General features: G+C 52.3%; 13 protein-coding genes and 2 tRNA genes. 8 read left to right on the top strand and 7 right to left on the bottom strand.

Annotated elements, in window-relative coordinates; genetic code table 11:
* From VGM48_RS07705 to VGM48_RS07690, 4 genes are all read right to left on the bottom strand, one after another.
* A partial coding sequence (locus tag VGM48_RS07705; RefSeq protein ID WP_331577708.1) for a RagB/SusD family nutrient uptake outer membrane protein occupies nt 1–1,017 on the bottom strand: 1,017 nt, incomplete at its 3' end.
* A 21-nt stretch (nt 1,018–1,038) separates the two neighbouring features.
* A complete protein-coding gene (locus VGM48_RS07700) occupies nt 1,039–4,410 on the bottom strand; it encodes a SusC/RagA family TonB-linked outer membrane protein (RefSeq protein WP_331577706.1) in 3,372 nt (1,123 codons plus the stop codon).
* A 234-nt stretch (nt 4,411–4,644) separates the two neighbouring features.
* Nucleotides 4,645–5,763: a FecR family protein gene (locus VGM48_RS07695; RefSeq protein ID WP_331577704.1), complete on the bottom strand. Its 1,119-nt coding sequence runs from the start codon at nt 5,761–5,763 to the stop codon at nt 4,645–4,647.
* A 124-nt stretch (nt 5,764–5,887) separates the two neighbouring features.
* Nucleotides 5,888–6,475 (bottom strand): RNA polymerase sigma-70 factor, encoded by a 588-nt coding sequence (locus tag VGM48_RS07690; RefSeq protein ID WP_331577702.1) that lies wholly within the window; start codon nt 6,473–6,475, stop codon nt 5,888–5,890.
* Between the two features lie 133 nt (nt 6,476–6,608).
* Here VGM48_RS07690 and VGM48_RS07685 point away from each other — a divergent pair.
* The 3 genes from VGM48_RS07685 to VGM48_RS07675 all read left to right on the top strand — a co-directional run bounded on the left by VGM48_RS07685 (nt 6,609) and on the right by VGM48_RS07675 (nt 8,071).
* Nucleotides 6,609–6,682: transfer RNA gene (locus tag VGM48_RS07685), tRNA-Ile, on the top strand.
* 85 nt (nt 6,683–6,767) lie between these two features.
* The gene (locus VGM48_RS07680) at nt 6,768–7,397 is read left to right on the top strand and encodes an endonuclease III (protein WP_331577700.1); all 630 of its coding nucleotides are present in this window, start codon (nt 6,768–6,770) and stop codon (nt 7,395–7,397) included.
* A gap of 38 nt (nt 7,398–7,435) precedes the next feature.
* The gene (locus VGM48_RS07675) at nt 7,436–8,071 is read left to right on the top strand and encodes a Crp/Fnr family transcriptional regulator (RefSeq protein WP_331577698.1); all 636 of its coding nucleotides are present in this window, start codon (nt 7,436–7,438) and stop codon (nt 8,069–8,071) included.
* A 2-nt stretch (nt 8,072–8,073) separates the two neighbouring features.
* Here VGM48_RS07675 and VGM48_RS07670 read toward each other — a convergent pair whose 3' ends face one another.
* Genes VGM48_RS07670 through VGM48_RS07660 form a run of 3 tightly spaced genes read right to left on the bottom strand, consistent with a single transcriptional unit; the run spans nt 8,074 to nt 14,106 of the window.
* On the bottom strand, nt 8,074–9,423 hold the full coding sequence (locus VGM48_RS07670; RefSeq protein ID WP_331577696.1) for an FAD-binding oxidoreductase: 1,350 nt from the start codon (nt 9,421–9,423) through the stop codon (nt 8,074–8,076).
* Between the two features lie 51 nt (nt 9,424–9,474).
* Entirely contained in the window at nt 9,475–11,010 is a 1,536-nt protein-coding gene (locus tag VGM48_RS07665) for a RagB/SusD family nutrient uptake outer membrane protein (RefSeq protein WP_331577695.1), read from the bottom strand.
* An 18-nt stretch (nt 11,011–11,028) separates the two neighbouring features.
* Entirely contained in the window at nt 11,029–14,106 is a 3,078-nt protein-coding gene (locus VGM48_RS07660; RefSeq protein ID WP_331577693.1) for a TonB-dependent receptor, read from the bottom strand.
* Nucleotides 14,107–14,302: 196 nt separating this feature from the next.
* Here VGM48_RS07660 and VGM48_RS07655 point away from each other — a divergent pair, with 196 nt between their 5' ends.
* From VGM48_RS07655 to VGM48_RS07635, 5 genes are all read left to right on the top strand, one after another.
* Complete coding sequence (locus tag VGM48_RS07655) at nt 14,303–15,127, top strand: hypothetical protein (protein WP_331577691.1); 825 nt, start codon at nt 14,303–14,305, stop codon at nt 15,125–15,127.
* A gap of 88 nt (nt 15,128–15,215) precedes the next feature.
* Nucleotides 15,216–16,406 carry a GTPase HflX gene (gene hflX, locus VGM48_RS07650; protein WP_331577689.1) on the top strand — a complete coding sequence of 397 codons (1,191 nt, stop codon included), beginning with the start codon at nt 15,216–15,218 and terminating at the stop codon, nt 16,404–16,406.
* A 21-nt stretch (nt 16,407–16,427) separates the two neighbouring features.
* Nucleotides 16,428–16,784, top strand: a complete 357-nt coding sequence (locus VGM48_RS07645; RefSeq protein WP_331577687.1) for a Rieske (2Fe-2S) protein — start codon at nt 16,428–16,430, stop codon at nt 16,782–16,784.
* Between the two features lie 201 nt (nt 16,785–16,985).
* Nucleotides 16,986–17,059, top strand: a tRNA-Asn gene (locus tag VGM48_RS07640).
* Nucleotides 17,060–17,206: 147 nt separating this feature from the next.
* Nucleotides 17,207–17,638, top strand: coding sequence for a hypothetical protein (locus VGM48_RS07635; RefSeq protein WP_331577685.1), 432 nt, complete (start codon nt 17,207–17,209; stop codon nt 17,636–17,638).
* Nucleotides 17,639–17,803 lie beyond the last annotated feature (165 nt).

Here is a 17,803-nt window from a genome sequence, read left to right as displayed (position 1 = left end):
ATCGTTAGGGTCGGTAGCGTTCCATGCGTCAAGCAATTGCTGGGTGGGCACATTCCAACCCCAGCCCAGATTCCATTCGAGGGGTGCGCCGTTTTGCCGGACCTGTTGCGCCGTACCCCAGCCGTCCTGGCCCTGCCACTGCGAAGAGATGGAAGCGCCATTGACGCCTACATAAGCATTCATTTCGAAGATGGATTCCGGCCCGTTCTTACCCTGGCCAAAGACCCCATCCTTCCAGATATCCGTGAAATTAGACATAAGGCTATACTGGCCGGAAGTAATAACGGTGTTACAAAGCGAGACTACCTTGCCCCAGTTCTTGCGGAACAAGTAAGCCTGTGCCCAGAGCGTGTTTGCCGCGCCCGAGGTCAGTCTTCCGGCGTAGTTGGCACCATACTCGCTGGTGGAGAGTGGCAGATAGCGTGAAGCGGTATCCAGATCGGCATCTATCTGGGCATACAGGGAGTCAAGCGTCGATTTTTGCCGCACCCCGTCCGCCGGATTAGTGTAATAATAGTTGATCAATGGAACCTGGCCGTAGGCCTTCACCAGCTCAAAGAAGGAATAGGCTCTGAAAAAATGCGCTTCGCCCAATTGCCTTAAAACTGCAGGGTCATTCGACTTCAATGAGTCACCATAGTGGATCTCCGCGTTGGCGAGGTTGATCATGGTAAAGTGATCGTTCCAATAGGTGTCGGTGGCCCAGTCGTCTTTCGTATACTGGAAGGTTTCAAATTCGGCGATGACTTCCTTGCCGTCGTTGGCGTCACTGCCTTTTGCGGCGTCATCACCCCGGATACTATGCATATCGATCCATGGCAGGGACGAGAATCCGCCATAGGTCCGCAGGGTATAATACAATCCGAGACTCTGAGCCTCAAGAGATCCCTGGGAGGCCTGTACGTCCTGAAGCGTCGCCTGCAATGGCTTCCTGTCCACGAACTTCTTACAGGAGAAGGAAGAGACGATCAGCAGCCCTGATGCGATCATTCCTACTATTTTTGTACTTTGTTTCATATCAAAAATTATTTTTTTTATCTAAAAAGTTACATTCAGGCCGACGCTGGTGATCATGGGTAACGCGCTGCCCGATTTTCCGTAGTCTACGCCGAAGCTGGTAGCATCGCCGCCAGCCTCAGGGGAGAAGCCATGATTGGTCCGCCAGGTCTTCGGGTTTTGTACGTTGACAAAAACGCGCAGGTTCTTGATAGAGGCTTTTGACAGCATCTTTGTGTCGAAATTGTACGCCAGCTGCACGTTGCGGATCCGGAAGTAGCTGCCGCTTTCGATGTTATACGATGACCCTACGTAGTTGAAACGCTCTCCTGAATTGACCTGCGGCACTTTGTTGGAAGTACCCGGGCCATGCCAGCGATTGATCTGGAACGCGGCATAGTTGACGAATTGATATGGAGCCTCCAGCGATGCCCAGGTGCGGAAGATCTGGTTGCCATGGACGCCGCCGACGTCGATCCCGAGGTCGAAATGTTTCCACGTAAGCCCGATGGAGCCGCCATAGATAAAGTTGGGTGAAGGATTCCCGATCTGGGTCCGGTCGTTTACATCGACAGAATCGTTGTGATTCACGTCTCTGAATTTGAAGTCTCCCGGCCCGTAGCTCCCGATCGAGGATGCATCAGGCGAAGCGGATTTGTCTTGTTGTGTCTGATAGATCCCTTCCTGCTGGTAGCCATAGAAATAACCGATAGGATGGCCTGCTTTTGTAATGCTGGCCTGTGCACCGTTGTTCTGGCTGTACCGGGCGATCTGACCGCCGGCAAGCAAGGGGCTGAGAGCCTCGACCTTGTTCTTCATAAAGGTTATGTTGCCACTTACCCGCAGTGTCAAATCGGTCCCGAGGCGCTGGGTCCAGGAGGCCGTCACTTCTTCGCCCCAGTTGCGCAGGCTACCCGCATTGGTGACGCCATTAACGATTCCCAGTGGTCCGTTGTTGATCACCGTCATCAGGTTTTCGGTCGTCTTATTATAATAGTTGAATTCGAAATGCAGCCTGTTGTTAAGCGCATTGGCTTCGAAGCCGATCTCCTGGGCATGGACCGTTTCCCAACGCAGATCCGGGTCGGGTTTGTACAGAGGGTTGGCGGCGCTGTAGAGATAATTTCCAAAGGAGGTTATGGAGCCCGCGGTCAGGATCTGCGCGAAGAGATAAGGGGCGGCAAGACCTGTGTTCGGATCGTAAGTATTCTGGTTACCCAGTACGCCGACTGAACCTCTGATCTTGAGGAAATCAAGCACATGCTGGTTGGCCATGAAATTTTCCCGGGTGACTTCCCATCCGCCACCGACGGCCCAGAAGCTCTGGTATCGATTAGCCGAGGGGATTTGCGAGGAACCATCGTTACGATAGGAAGCGGTGAGGTAATATTTCCCGGCGTAATTGTACAACACCCGGCCCAGCCAGGAGACCGTGGAGTTCTCATACTGGGTGGAGGAAGCAATCGACGTTGACGGATCTTCGTAGTTTGTGCTGAGATACCAGAAACGAGGGTCGTCCGGAATAGGGCCGTACGTGCCCTGGATGGATTTACCGCCTCTCTCGAAATTTCCGGTATAATAGGTGGTGAACCCGCCGCTGGCCGTGATGCTATGCTGATCGAAGATCGACTTGAAGGTCAGAATATGATCCTGCTGGAACTTCCGGATGGACGTAGCTTCTTCCTGTACGCTGGTCTTTGGGTTTTGAACCTGTACGTCCCTGGTCACAGGGTTAAAGGCATAGTAGGTGGGCTTGTACTGGCGCCGGTCCTGTTCGCTTACATCCCCGTAGATGGTGGTGCGCCAGGTAAAGTATTTCAGGAAGTTGATCTCGGCGAAGGCAGAGGCAACATAGCGATAGGTGTAATCTACTGTCTTGTTATACTCGTTGTTCAGCTTCAGTAGGGGATTCACTACGCCGGAAAGCTGTAAGGAGGGCGCCAGGGGATACACGTTTTGGTTGGTGGTATCCGTCCCGTAGAGATTCTTCAGCCGAAATTGGGAGGTACCCGTTCCGAGTAAGGGGATCAGCTGCCGGGCGTCATTGAGGACGTTGGAGCCGTTGGGGTCGCCGAGGTCATCATAAATGTAGGGGTTATGTGTCCTGCTGACATTGACATTGGCGCCTACTCTGATGAACTTGCTGAGCTTGTATTCGTCGCTAAGGCTGATGTTGATCCGATCCAGCTGGATATGCTGTACGACACTCTGGTCCTTTGTATAGCCAAGGCCCATGTTGAACCGGTTTTTATCCGTACTGCTGGAAACGCTTAAATTACTGGTTTGGAAATTAGCGGTCCGGGTAACGGCATCGATCCAATTCGTGTTTGCGTTCAGGCCGCTGAAGTCGGGAGTCGCAGTGATACCGGTGTTGGCGAGTTCTTCCGCGTAAAGGGTTTTAAAGGCGCTCGCGTCGGCAAATTTCGGCGCATCCACCATCTTTTTCCAGCCCTGCGTAAGGTTATAGTTGATGATGGTCTGTCCGGCCTTTGCCTTTTTCGTGGTGATGACGATGGCACCGGTGGCGCCCCTGACCCCGAAGATGGCCAGCGAGGAGGGGTCTTTCAAAACCTCCAATGATTCGATGTCGTTGGCGTTCAGGTAGGAGATATCGTCCTGGAGGATCCCATCAACGACATAAAGCGGATGCACCTGGCCGATACTGGTTGTACCGCGGATCCGGATATCCGGCTGAACGCCGGGATCACCGCTGTTGACGATATATACACCGGCGACCTTGCTTTGCAGCGATGCCACCGGGTTGATGTTCGGCTTATCGGCGATCTCTTTGCCGTCTATTTTCACGATCGAGCCGGTCAGGTCCCGCTTGCTGGCCTGGCCATAACCGATGACCACTACTTCATCGAGGGCCTTATTGGAGGCAGTCATCTTCACATTGAGCACGGCCTGGCTATTGATCGCCACTTCCAGGGTTTGGTAGCCGATATAGGAAAGAACAAGCGTTCCTTTTTCGGGAGCCGTTATCGTAAACGCCCCGTTGTTGTCCGTTGAAGTGGCAGTTGCGAAGCCTTTTACGCTGACAGTAACGCCGGAAAGCGCCTCCCCGTTTTCGCCCGTTATGGTCCCCGTGATCTTGATATCCTGGGGGACCGGGGAGTTGGAGACCACAACGATCAGGTTGTTTTCCAACATCTTAAAGGTAAGGTCCGTACCGCTGAACATGCTTTTCAGCAGATCGCTGATGGTCATATCGGTAGCGTCAACGGAGACCTTTTTCCGGATGGTGGCCAGTCTGCTATTATAAAGGAACCGGTAAGTTCCCTGTTTTTCAATAGAGTTGAGCACCCTGGAAATCTCTACCTGTTTCAGCGTGAGTGATACCCTTCCCTGCCCACTGACATTCGCAGATACCTGCAGTGCCGCCACAAACACCAGAAGAAAGGTTAGTTTCATAACCAAAAGAGCTTTTTTTACGGCATGAGGGCTGAGGCCCCCAATCGTTAGCATTTTTTTCATATTTTTAAACTTGTGGGTTTTTGATGAATGAAACCGGTTTTGTGTCTTTCCCTGACGACCTGGTTTCTGAGAGAACCTTGCGGGGAATGCGCCAACATTTCCCGCATTTATTTAATTAACTGCTGTTAATCATTCGCAATTGTTTTGGTTTGGCAATTATAATCATATCAGTTAGTTGTGTATGGTTATCCGGTCTCCTTCGATGCTATAACCGAATCGCGCCGTCTGATCCGTCATCTTCAACGCGTCCAATGCCTGCCGGATGGTTTCCTTCTCAAAGCTGCCCGTAAACCGGAACTCTTCCATTCCGGGGTCTTCAAAACTGATGGAAACGCCGTACCAGCGTTCCATTTGCCTGGCCAGATCACCGAATTCTTCGTCCTGGAAGATCAACTTGTTATCGACCCAGGATGTTTCGATGACGACTCCCGAACGGTGTTCATAGGTTGGTTTGCCGATCAATACGAGCGACTCGGGCCGAACCTCTCTTCTACGCGCGACGGTGTTCAATGCCAGGCTGTCGTCGTTGTTGACCACCAGCTTCTGGTTGGACTTGAGGATGATCTTATCACTTGGCCGGTTGCGGATAGATACCTCGATGCTACCCCGGATAAGCGTTGCCTCCGTTGTCTTGTCGGTGGGGTATGACTTCAGGTTAAAGCTGGTGCCGAGTACCCGGACATCGACCTTCCGGGTGTGGATGATAAAAGGATGAGCGGCATCGGGCGCCACATCAAAAAAGGCCTCACCGATCAGGTTGACTTCGCGGTACTCCCTGCCAAAAGACTTTCCATATTGTATATGGCTGCCGGCGTTGAGCCAGACTCGCGAGCTGTCGGGAAGCGTGATACAGGTCCTCGAGCCGATATTTGTAGAAATCTCGTGAGTGGCGGGCGACTGCGCGAAAACCGCGACTCGCGTAGCGGCCGGGCGACTGAACAGCAGGATCACGATGCCGGTAAGGATGATCGCTACCGGGGCAAGCAGGAGTAACTTGCGGCGATAGGATGGTCTTTCGACCGATTCATCGGCGACGACGGTGAGTGTGGGTATATATTCGATATTGAACCGGTCGATGCGGTCGAGATGACGGCCAAAAGCCTCCTCGGCCTGTTTTTTGTCGGCGGGGCTGGTATGCTCCCAAAGATCGGCGATGGTTTGTACGGGATAGTGCAGCTCCGGATTATCGCGGAGCAGGCTTTCCAGCTCCTGCAATTCGGCAGGGCTGGCCTCTCCGGCCAGCTTTTTCGCAATCAGGTTCCAGGTATGTTCCTTATGCTCTTTTCCCATTTGGCAGCGTCGTTGAGTGAAGGACAGAAAAAACCGGAGAAACCCCCAAGCCGGATCAACGTTTTTTTAACAATTATTTGATTCCTGGCATACTAGGCTGATAATGACGCCATTGCGATGGGTGTCAGGAATGGTTCTTAACCGGAAAAGGGATAGTCCGGTCGACATCGAAGCTCACCGTATTACCGATCTTTTGAAGGGCGATGGCCACCTGGTTCTCAACCGTCTTGACGGAGAGGTTCAGGATTTCCGCTACTTCCCGGTATTTAAGCCCGTCTTCCTTGACGAGCTTGAAGATGATCTTACATTTTGGGGGGAGCTGATCGATAGATTTTTTTATCAGCGCGAGCATGTCGGCGGTGATCAGCAGTTGTTCGGGGTCAAAATAGATGCTGGTAAATTCCGCATGAAACTCTTCGATCGGGTTGGTGCTATTGCGTTTTTGATGGCTGAGATGATTGAGGGCGCCATTGCGGACGGAGACGTAGAGATATACTTTGAGGTTGTCGATCCTTTCCAGATCACGCCGCTTCTCCCAGATGCGAATGAACACATCGGATACGATCTCCTCCGCGGACTCCCTGGATTTGACCATGGATTTCGCGAAGAGGAGCAAAGGAGAATAAAGGGTGGTGAACAGTTCTTTATATGCCTTTTGGTCATCAAAGCGAGCAATCCTTGATTGTAAATATTTTACACCTTCAGCAGTCATTGCAATTGGCAAGCAGTTCTATACTTTATTAGCAATTATTAGCAAGTTAAGAAGATTTTAATGACTTGAATTTGTTTTTTATTTTATCGGTATGCAGCGGGGATTTTGTAGTTTTGCAACGCCTCAAAAGGCAGGGCCCTTAGCTCAGTTGGTTAGAGCATCTGACTCATAATCAGAGGGTCGCTGGATCGTGCCCAGCAGGGCCCACAAAAAAAACTCCCGGTAAACCGGGAGTTTTTTTACGCCCGGAGCCGTGCAAAATCTCCCCGATTTGATCGACCTTTGACCGGTCATGCGCGCAAAAATCGATTGGCCGGAAGCCATCCGCCCTCTGGTCAAAAAATACAAGGGGAAAAAGCATCCGCTGGAATACGGGAACGTCTATCAACTGATCGTCATGGTAGTGCTTTCGGCACGATCGACCGATAGCTATATCAACTCCGTCGCGCCAAAGTTTTTTGCGGACTTTCCCGATATAACGTCCCTCGACGGGGTCGCTCCCGCTGCCCTCTTCCCCTATTTCGCCGGCATCACCAATTTTGCCAACAAAGCCAAATGGCTCACCGCGATTGCCGGGGAGATAAAAACAAATGATCATATTCCGCTTTCCCTCGAGCAACTTACCCACTTACCCGGTATCGGCAGAAAATCCGCCAATGTTATCTTGCGGGAAGCCGGCGCGCCGCCCGAAGGTATCATCGTAGATGTTCACGTCCTGCGGGTGGCCCCCAGGCTGGGCATCGTAAAAACGCTCGATGCAGGCAAGATGGAAGAGCAGCTGATGAAGATCCTTCCGGCAAAGGAATGGGATGCCGGAATGGCGATGTCCTTCCACGGAAGAGAAATATGTTCGCCCAAACCAAAATGTGACTCCTGCCTGATGAACAAGGTCTGCCTCTATTACTCCCGGCTGAAGAAATAGTATATATTTGTTTGACCAAACCACCTAAGCCTCAAAACATGAAGCAACCTGAACCCCTAGGGGCGGGAAAGGAACACGCGCCTGCCCCGAACGCCACCCCCTTACTAACTGTGCTGAACTATTTCCATCCCCTGACTCCCGAGATGGGAGACTTTCTCAAGAAAAATGTCACCGGGCTCTCCGTCAGAAAACGGAAGCTTTTACTAAAAGAAGGAAACCGTTGCGATCATGTCTATTTTATCGTGAAAGGAGCCGTGCGGGGTTTCACCCGGGAAGGTCAGAAAGATATCACTACCTGGATCGTCGTGGAGAACGAGCTGGTCTCTTCCATTCTCAGTCTGAATACGCAGGAACCCTCCATCGAGAATATCCAGGTGTTGGAGAACACCGAGCTTCTCGCCCTCAGCAATGCCAATCTCCAGAAGATGTACGAGATGATGCCGGAGTTCAACATCGTAGCCCGTAAATTACTGCAGCACTACTATGCGGACGCCGAAAGACGCGCCTTTATCGCCCGCCTGACGAAGGCGGAGAACAAATACCGGCATTTTCTTTTGCATCATGACCCGCTGGCCAACCGCATTCCATTAAAATATATTGCTTCCTATCTCGGGATGACACTCGAAACCCTGAGCAGGGTGAGAAAGAAGTTCTCGTCAAAAGTGGGAACCTAACCTTATGCCGGATCAAGACCCAGGCGGCGGGAGATATTCGAGGTGAACCGGTTGGCTGGGTCATACTTGCGTTTCACCTCCATCCATTGTTCATATTGCGGGTACATGGCTTTGAATGTGCTTTCCTGCAGTAGAGCATCCTTCCCCAGATAAAGCCGGCCCCCGGCCGACAGCACTTTTGCATCCAGCTTTGGGGTAAACGCAAAGAGATTCTTCGTTACCGGGAAGTCGATCGCAAGCGTATATCCCTTAAAAGGAAAGGAAAGAATACCCTGGCCATCTCCCATGCGTTTAAAGACATTCAGAAAAGGAGTACAGCCGCTGGCGGCGATCATTTCGAGTATCTCCGCGAGGTTCTTCTTTCCATTGTCTTCCGGAATAACGAATTGGTATTGGATAAAGCCGCGTTTTCCATAGCCTCTGTTCCAGTTGTTGATCGCGTCGAGCGGGAAGAAGAATTTTTCGTAATGGATAAACTCCTTCGGCGAGTTCTGAACAAAAGCGATAACACGATTCAGCATCCGAACGGTCAGGCCGTTCAGCACAAAGGAGGGTAGGAAGAAGGGCACGGTCAGTTTGCTCGTCGCATGGAGTTTGAGCGGATTGCTCCTGAGCTTCTCCGGCAGATCGCTGAGTTTGGCCGCATTGCCCAGCGTGAGTACCCCGCTGCCCAATTTACTGCCCTTCGCCAGCGCGTCGATCCAGGCCACAGAATAGTTGTAGTCGTGATCATATTGATCGAGGGCCTCGAGCATATGGTCAAGCCCCTTTATCTTAATGGACTTTTGCTTGAAATAGGTGGTCTCTATTTTACGGAGTTTCAACCGGGCCGTAAGGATCACTCCCAACAGTCCGAGTCCCCCGAAGTTGGCCCAGAACAGATCGGCGTTCTCCGTGCGTGAAGCCTCCGTGACCGTCCCGTCGGCAAGCAGGATGGTAAAGGACAACACGCAGTTGACAAAGGATCCGTCGATGTGATGCGCTTTACCGTGAATATCGTTCGCGATGGCGCCTCCGATGGTCACAAATTTTGTTCCCGGACAGATCATCGGCAGCCAGCCTTTTGAACCAAAGGTGAGAATGATCTCCTCCAGACTCACGCCGGCCTCGCATTCCAATATTCCCTCTTTCTCGTCCCAGTGTAAGAAATGGTTAAGCTTTGTGCAGATGGCGACAAAATTGTTCTCATTCACTGCCTGATCGCCATAGCTTCTTCCCAGGCCCCGGGCGATGACCTTCCCTTTATCCAGGTCGCTCCGGACATCCGCTTCACTGCGGGGATTAACGGTATACGACTCGGCGACAGGGTAATTACCCCAACCTGCAAGCGTCTTTTTCCGGGCGGATTCCATGTGAAATGATTTGAGAATTCGCCGTGAAATTAGCTATAGTTCACGAGTTTATCAATACCCCGGTGTTTGGGTATAAGCGGGGTTATTATAGGTCCTCGACAGATCCATCTCCGACTGGGGCACGGGCCATAGCGTATCCCGCAACGGGAAGGTGCGAAAGGCGCCGCTGGGGTCCTTTATCGTCGGGATGATCACCCGGTCGAGCCGCCATCTTTTCAGATCGAAATAGCGCTGTCCTTCCAACGCGAGCTCGATGCGCCGCTCATGACGGATGCGGGTCCGCAGGGAGTCCTGTGAGAGCCCGGCCGGCAAGGCGGGCATGTTGACCCCGGGTCGGGCGCGTACGGCATTGACGGCGCTGTAGACATCCGGCGACGGTCCGCCCACTTCATTCTGCGCCTCCGCGTACATCAGCAGGACATCGGCATATCGCAGATAGACCCAATCCTGGTCGCTCTGCGTTCCGATCACCGTGGCCCGCGTCGAGTCGACCCCTTTCTTGTTCAGGAAACCAGCCGAAGCGCCGAGCTGCGCCGGGACGAATGGAATACCCCCTTTGTACAATACCCCCGGTGTGAGGATCGTGGCCAGCAGCCGCGGATCACGGTTATTATAAGGCGTGGCGGATTTGTAAAGGGGCGACGTGGTGATCGGGAGACCGTCGGTGCATTCATAGTCGTTGACCAGGTTACTCACCGGCTGAAAACTCGAGCTATACGTATAAAGATAGTCGGCGGGGCTGTACGCATTGGGTATCTGGTAGCGGCCGGAGAACATGATCTCCGGGTTGTTGTTCTGACCAGGCTTTAAGAAAAGTCCCCGATAGCCTCCTGTATAGAGGCTGAACTTGCCTTCCGTCATGATCGTTTGTGCCGTCGCCGCCGCATCCTGCCAGCGTTGCAGCGTCAGGTACAACTTTGTGAGATAGCCAAGAACGGTCCCTCGCACCGCGTGTCCCGTATAGGCGGTGTTCGGTAGATTGGCCGCGGCAAAATTAAAGTCGCTGAAGATGGAATCGATGACAATCGGCTTTGGCGTTCGCGGCAGCTTATAGCTTGCCGAATCTTTCCCCAGTGGGCGTAAGGACAGCACCACGTCGCCATAGAGCTGTTCAAGAAGAAAATAATAATAGCCGCGGATGAACCGGACCTCGCCGATATACCGGTTCATCGTCGTTGCGTCCAGATTGATCTTCCCGATATTGGCAAGGAAGACATTACAATCCTGGATTGCCTTATAGGAAGTGTTGTAGGCATCGGACTGGATCGTTCCGGTGGTCGCTTCGATATCCCCGGTGGCGATGGTTCCAAAGGCGCCGCTGTACGCGTTGTCGGTAAGGGTCTCCCAGTAAGGGGTGCCCGAACCCCACCCCTGCCCGGTATTGGTGCTGCTGGTATAATTATATCCCTGGATGAGATAGCTATAGATCGAAGTCAGCGCCTGGTCGGCGTCTGCCTGGGTCTTCCAGAAATTAGCCGACGAGAGTTGGTCCGGCGGGTTCTTGTCGAGGAAGTTCTTGCTGCATGCACAAAAGAGCAGCACGGCGGCAAGGAGAAGAAGCGGAAATTTTATAAACGGATGTTGCATGATCGCTGTTTTTTCGAGTTAGAAAACGGCTTTTACGCCAAAGGAGAATACCTGGTTTTGCGGGTGCACGACAAAGCGGACATTTCCGTTGCCCAGCGCCCGTTCGGGATCGAGACCGGGGAATTTTGTGAACGTGACAAGATTGTCGCCGGCAAAGTAGATGCGCAGACTGCTCATGGCGATATGCTTTGCTATCGCGGCCGGTAACGTATAACCGAATTGTACGTTCTTGATCCGGAGGAACGAGGCGTCTTTCAGATAAAAGGTTGACGGTGTCGTGATATTGCTGCTTGCGTTGCCCTGGCCGGTGATATAGATCAGCGGAGTGGTCGTGCTGTGATTGGCCGGGGTCCAGGCATTCAGATAGCTCTTCGGCGGCGGCGACCCCTGGTTAAAGGGTTGTATCCCCCATCCGCCGACATATTGCTTCTGGCCATAGGAACCATAGAAAAATATCGTCAGGTCGAAATTCTTATAACTGGCACTCGTGTTCAACGAATATTCAAACTTCGGGAAGACGCCGGGGACGATGACGCGGTCATTGGCATTGACGGTGTCATTTCCGTCGGCATCTTTGAACCGCAGATAGCCTGGTTGCGGACTATATTGTTGAACGGGCGCCTTCCGGATCTCGTCCGCCGATTGAAAGATACCGGCATATTGATACATATAATAGCTGCCAAAGGGGTGGCCTTCGATATTGATCGTGTTGTTGGCGGTGATCTGCGGTGCGCCGAATTTCACCAGGGTGTTCTTGTTCACCTGGATATTGCCGCCTATCGAATAGTGTACCGGCCCGGCCTTGCCGGCATATTGCGCCGAGAGCTCGAAACCCGTGTTCCGCATTTTACCGTTGTTGATCGTTGGTGAGCCAAGCCCTACAAAGGCCGGGATTTGCGGTTTGTACAGAATATCATACGTCATCTTGTTATACCAGTCGAACGTCAGACTCAACTTGTTGAAAACCGTGATATCCGTTCCGATATCGATGATGCGGGTCGTCTCCCACTTGATCTTAGGATCGGAAAGGGCGTTCTGTGCGACACCCGAATTCAACGTGCTGCCGGAGAACGAATAGGCATACGCGGTATTTGTGTTGTATGCATTGGCGCTGGTATAGACATCCTGATAGGGATAGTTGGAGATGTTCTGGTTACCCAGCCTCCCCCATGAGCCCCGGAGTTTAAGATTGGAAAGCCAGGAAACATCCTCGAGAAAACGCTCTTTGGAAAGTACCCATCCTGCGGACACCGATGGGAAGAGACCCCAGCGGTTACCCGGAGGAAAGCGGGAGGAAGCGTCATAGCGGGCATTGGCCTCCAGCAGATATTTCTCTTTATAATCATAATTGAGTCTCCCGTAATACGAGCGAAGGGACCATTCCGACGAGGTGCCCGATGCGAGTTGCGATCCAACGGGACCGGCATTCAACTCCCGGGTGATATTGTTGGAGAAGGGAGTGTTGCGCTGACCGACGAGGGACTGGGTCTTGTTGTATTCCGCCTGGGTTCCCGCCAGCAGTTTCAGATTATGATCCCCAAAGCTCCGGGTATAGGTGAGCTGGGTATAGCCAACCGGATAAACGGTGTTGTTATCGGTTTCGGTCAGACCCTGACCATTGACGTCAAGCGTTCGCTCGGGCAGGTCGTTCGGACCGGCAAACCAGTTGTATTGGTTGATCACGGGCTTGAAATCGTAGGTACTCTCATATTCGAAGTTGAACCCGCCGCTTGTCTTCCAGTCGAGGCCTTTGAGGATCCTGACGTTGAGGAAAACGCTGTTCTGCACAAAATAATCCTTGTCGTTGACAAGCGCATTCCGGGCGATGGCGACGGGATTCTTATTGGGTGTCTGCACGCTGGGGAATACGGAGTTGACATAGCGGCCGCTTCCATCCGGGAGTATCGGTCCATACATGGGAGACTGCGACAGCGTGGACAGGAACTGATCCTGGCTTCCCCGGGAGGCATAGAGTCGTTTACTGTAGTTGAGGGTAAGACTGGCGCCGAAGCTGACGTTCTCGCTGATCTTCGAATTCAGGTTGAACTGAAGATTGTATTTCGCGTAGGAGAATCCCAGCATGATATCGGGCTGGTTGACATAGCCGAGGCCGATGTTATAGGTTGTTCCGTTTCTGCCGCCGGTAAAACCAAGATGATGGGTCTGTACGGCGACGGTGCGCATGATCTCATGAAGCCAGTCATAATCGGGATAGAGATGCTTGTCGCGGTTGGGATTGCTGTACAGGTCGATCTGGGCCTGGGTGAACTTATTGGGATAACCCGAATGGCTGGCCGCCGAGTCCCAGAGGACCATATACTGAGCGGAATTATATACCAGGTTATCAGGCAGGGCCGACGGCCGGGTGATCCCGATATTGTAGTCATAGCTCAGCTGCATTTTTCCGCTGGTACCCTGCTTTGTCGTTACCAGGATAACGCCGTTGGCGGCACGGGTCCCGTAGATAGCCGCCGAGGCTGCATCTTTCAACATGGTCACCGATTCGATATTCTGCGGGTCGAGCGACGACAGGCTGCCGGGAAGGCCGTCCACGATGATCAGCGGGTTACTGCCGGCCGAACTGTTGGTGCCAAGACCCCTTATGCGGAGTACCAGCGACTCGTTGCCTGCCTCCCCGGAACCCTGGGTAACCGAGAGCCCGGACAATTTGCCCTGCAGCAGTTGGGTGGGGTCGGTTGCGACGCGTTTATTCATTTCAGCACCGGTGACCGCAACGACGGCGCCGGTGAGGTCGGCACGCTTTTGGGTGCCATATCCAACCACCACGACATCGTTGAGCTCAGAGGCCTTTTGATGAAGAACGATCATCAGGTCGGCACGGCCGCCGATCTTTTCTTCGTCACCCGCATAGCCGACGACGGAGATGGCGATGGTGCCCTGGGGCGGGGCCTGGATCACGAAGGCGCCATCGGCATCGGTAACGGTGGTGACGGTGGTCCCTTTTACGGTCACGGTCGCACCGGGAAGGGGTTCGCCTTTGTCGTTCCTGATCTTGCCCCTCACGGCGATGGTTTGGGAATAAACGGCAAGGTGGAAAATGAGGAGAAGGAGGAAAAGAATGCTTTTCTTTTTCATATAGCGGCAATTATTGAAAAGCAAGTACGCACTAATTCCCAGTGGCAAATTCCGCAAGATTGTCAAAATATTATCTCTGTTTGGCGTAAATTCGGAGGATGACGAAAAAGTGATATCTTGCGGGCGATTAAAAATCAAGACGGAAGGGGGTTCTTTAACCTTTTATTAACCCCAAGGAGAATACATTTGTCAAATTATGAAGAAGCATTTCATCACTGTGATGGTTTTCTTAGCCACAACTACTGCTGTTTTCGCCCAAAAAAGGCACAGAAATCCACCGAACCAGCCCGTTGCTCCTACCGACTCCGCCACCCTTGTTAACAAGGCATTACAGTCCGCTGCCGCCAATAATACTCCCGAAGAACCCAAGAAAAAAAAGACCTGGGATCTCAGCAAACGCGCGGCCGATCACTTTATGTTCCAATTGGGTTATGACAACTGGGCCGGCGCACCGGACAGTATCCATATTCGCGGGTTCAATCGCAGTGCAAACTTCTACTTCATGTTCGATTTCCCGTTCAAGACCGACCAGCGTCTGAGCATCGGCGCCGGCCTGGGCATCGGGAGCAGCAATATCTTCTTCCACCAGCAGGAAGTAATGGTCGCGGCTTATACGAATACCACCCTCGCCTTCCCGGATGAACAGGGCGGCAATCATTACAAAAAGTTCAAGTTGGTGACCACCTATCTCGAGGCTCCGGTGGAGTTGCGGTTCGCCCTCGACCCCGAGCATATGGATAAGAGCTGGAAATTCGCCGTCGGCACGAAGATCGGCATCATGCTGAGCGCCTATACGAAGGGGAAAAACCTTCAGAATGGCGTAGGTCAGACCATCGGCAACTATATTCAAAAAGAAAGCTCCAAGCAGTTTTTCAATACACCCAAGCTCGCCGGCACTTTCCGGGTCAGCAAAGGCGTCATCGGCGTCTTTGGACAGTTTCAGGTCAACAGCCTGATCAAGACCAGTGCCGGACCGTCCGTTTTCCCCTTCTCGGGCGGCATTACGCTGAGCGGGTTGTAAAGGCATTTCCGCTTCATAAATCTCTTTGCGCGGTCACCCATGGGCGACCGCGCTTTTTTTCTACCTTTGCCGTCCTAATCGCTATAGATTGATAGATAAGAAAAACAGTATACAGAAGGCAGAAAGAGCGGTGCTGGTCGGTTTGGTGAACAAGACACAGACGGAAGAACAGTCCCGGGAATACCTGGATGAGCTGGCGTTCCTGGCGGAAACAGCCGGGGCGATCACGCTAAAACGTTTTACTCAGAAGCTGCTCCATCCTGACAGTAAGACCTTTATCGGGAAGGGGAAGCTGGAGGAGATAAAAGAGTATATCATTCAGAAAGAAGTTCAGGTAGTGATCTTCGACGATGAACTCTCGGGCTCCCAGATCTCCAATATTGAAAAAATATTAGATACAAAGACGATCGATCGCTCCGATCTGATCCTTGACATCTTTGCCAGCCGGGCCAAGACGGCCCAGGCCAAACTCCAGGTAGAGTTGGCTCAATATCAATACCTTTTGCCAAGATTGCGGGGGATGTGGAAACACCTTGAGCGGCTGGGCGGCGGTATCGGTACCCGGGGGCCGGGGGAAACGGAAATAGAGACCGACCGGCGGATCGTAAAAGACAAGATCTCCCTGCTTCGTCGCCGTCTGCAAGAGATTGATAAACAAGCCTTCACGCAACGCAAGGACCGCGGCGAGTTTATCCGGGTCGCCCTTGTCGGTTATACCAATGTTGGCAAATCGACGATTATGAACCTGCTGAGTAAGAGTGAGGTCTTTGCCGAGAACAAGCTTTTTGCGACGCTGGACACCACGACGCGAAAGGTGGTCTTCGACGCGACGCCCTTCCTGCTGAGTGATACGGTCGGATTCATCCGCAAGTTGCCGCATCACCTGGTCGAGAGTTTTAAGAGCACGCTCGACGAGGTCCGCGAGGCCGATATCCTGCTGCATGTGGTCGATGTCGCTCACGTCGGCTATGAGGAGCAGCTGGGGGTTGTCAATAAAACCCTGCAGGAGCTAAACGCCTTCGACAAACCCATACTGGTCATTTTTAATAAGATCGACAGGTACGAGGCCAACACCTTCGACCCCTGGCTCGAAGAAGGGGTGAAGCAGGAGATCATGAGCGAACTCCGTGAACGCTGGGAGCGGGAGACGAACGGCAACTGCGTCTTTGTCTCGGCCACCGAGCGCCGCAATATCGATGAGCTGCGGCGGACCATCCTCGACAAGGTAAAGGAGCTCTACCGGATTCGCTATCCGTATAAATCCGAACACTACTATTAATCGGCGACTAATTTTCTGCTAATGGGTTTTAAGAAATACAAATGGTATAAGGTCGACGGCGAAGCCGCCGCTATCGATTGGACAAGGGGTAATGTCGCCGAGGTTGTTGTGAATGGCAAGACCATCTGTCTTGGCCGGTTCGAGGACCAATGGTATGGCTTCGCCGAGCTCTGTCCCCATGCCGGCGGCCCGATGCTGGACGGATTTATCGATGGGAACTGCCGGGTGGTGTGCCCCGTTCATTCCATGAGGTTCAGCCTCAAGAATGGGCGCGAGGCCAGTGGCGATAGTTATAAGATAAAGACCTACCCGGTCGAGGTCCGCGAGGATGGGGTTTATGTGGGGTTTGAAGAGGGTGGGTTGTTTAAGTGGCTTTGAAGGTGCGGTGAGCCGCTGCGCCGACTTTGCCCGCCGCCGCGGTTCGCGATTCGCCCGCTCCCGCCGGCGTGAGCCAATACGGCCCCGGCGTGAGCGGCCAAAAAAGCGGATAATTTTTTCTCCTTCAGGTTTTTAAAAGCAGATTTTTCCCTATTTTTGCAACCCCTTTTGGGGCAAATCGGGCCCGGCCCGAAGACATATTCCTCCTTAGCTCAGTTGGTTAGAGCATCTGACTGTTAATCAGAGGGTCGCTGGTTCAAGTCCAGCAGGGGGAGCGAACGGGGCTTTTCAAGTGAAAATTGAGAGGCCCCGTTTTTATTTCCGTTATATTCGATTGACAAGCAATTTACCCGTGGCTGGCCGGTTCTTTTTCATTATCGGAATAATGCAACGATATTACCGCTTCCTTAGTCAAGATAATCATGAAATTGCTTGCCCAAATCAAACTTAGTCTTGTCCTTTCGGTGTCACTTTTTTGTGTCTTGGCGGCTTGTAAAAAAGGCTCTAAAAATTCCCAAAATTCTGACAACTACCCTTCATTAAGAGCGACAACCTGGCACCTCGACGCGACGCAGATGGATATCGGTAATGGAGACGCAAGTTGGCATCCGGCTACACAAAATCAAAGTTTGCAATTTAACAAATCGGGAAAAGGATCGATCTACGAAAATGGTGCATTGAACACTGGCTTATATTATCAAGTTACTAGCGACAGTACTATGGACATTAAAGGGGATTCGGTTTCTCAAACCGGCCATGCCTATTTTAATGTTTTACGGGACACATTGACAATTTCCGGGGTTGGCTGCATTGAAGCCTGTGCGATTCGATTCGTTAGAAACTTTACAGATTGATAAACCCAAATGCAGTCTATTTCGGCGGCTTTGGTTACACCCAGCTAATAGCTTACTTAGCGCTTTTTTCTTTGTTTTTAGTGATAACCAGCTTGACGATCAGATCACCTTTGGTCGTGAAGAAATAATCCAGGTAGGTAGGGTCTGGAGCCTTAGATTTATCAT

This window comes from Puia sp. (assembly GCF_036500295.1).
Lineage (GTDB): Bacteria > Bacteroidota > Bacteroidia > Chitinophagales > Chitinophagaceae > Puia.
This window is presented reverse-complemented; position numbering and strand designations above follow the sequence as displayed.

Coding starts and splice junctions, on each gene's coding strand:
- VGM48_RS07700 (WP_331577706.1), bottom strand. CDS start 4,410: ATGAAACTAACCTTTCTTCTGGTGTTTGTGGCGGCACTGCAGGTATCT.
- VGM48_RS07695 (WP_331577704.1), bottom strand. CDS start 5,763: ATGGGAAAAGAGCATAAGGAACATACCTGGAACCTGATTGCGAAAAAG.
- VGM48_RS07690 (WP_331577702.1), bottom strand. CDS start 6,475: ATGACTGCTGAAGGTGTAAAATATTTACAATCAAGGATTGCTCGCTTT.
- VGM48_RS07680 (WP_331577700.1), top strand. CDS start 6,768: ATGCGCGCAAAAATCGATTGGCCGGAAGCCATCCGCCCTCTGGTCAAA.
- VGM48_RS07675 (WP_331577698.1), top strand. CDS start 7,436: ATGAAGCAACCTGAACCCCTAGGGGCGGGAAAGGAACACGCGCCTGCC.
- VGM48_RS07670 (WP_331577696.1), bottom strand. CDS start 9,423: ATGGAATCCGCCCGGAAAAAGACGCTTGCAGGTTGGGGTAATTACCCT.
- VGM48_RS07665 (WP_331577695.1), bottom strand. CDS start 11,010: ATGCAACATCCGTTTATAAAATTTCCGCTTCTTCTCCTTGCCGCCGTG.
- VGM48_RS07660 (WP_331577693.1), bottom strand. CDS start 14,106: ATGAAAAAGAAAAGCATTCTTTTCCTCCTTCTCCTCATTTTCCACCTT.
- VGM48_RS07655 (WP_331577691.1), top strand. CDS start 14,303: ATGAAGAAGCATTTCATCACTGTGATGGTTTTCTTAGCCACAACTACT.
- VGM48_RS07645 (WP_331577687.1), top strand. CDS start 16,428: ATGGGTTTTAAGAAATACAAATGGTATAAGGTCGACGGCGAAGCCGCC.
- VGM48_RS07635 (WP_331577685.1), top strand. CDS start 17,207: ATGAAATTGCTTGCCCAAATCAAACTTAGTCTTGTCCTTTCGGTGTCA.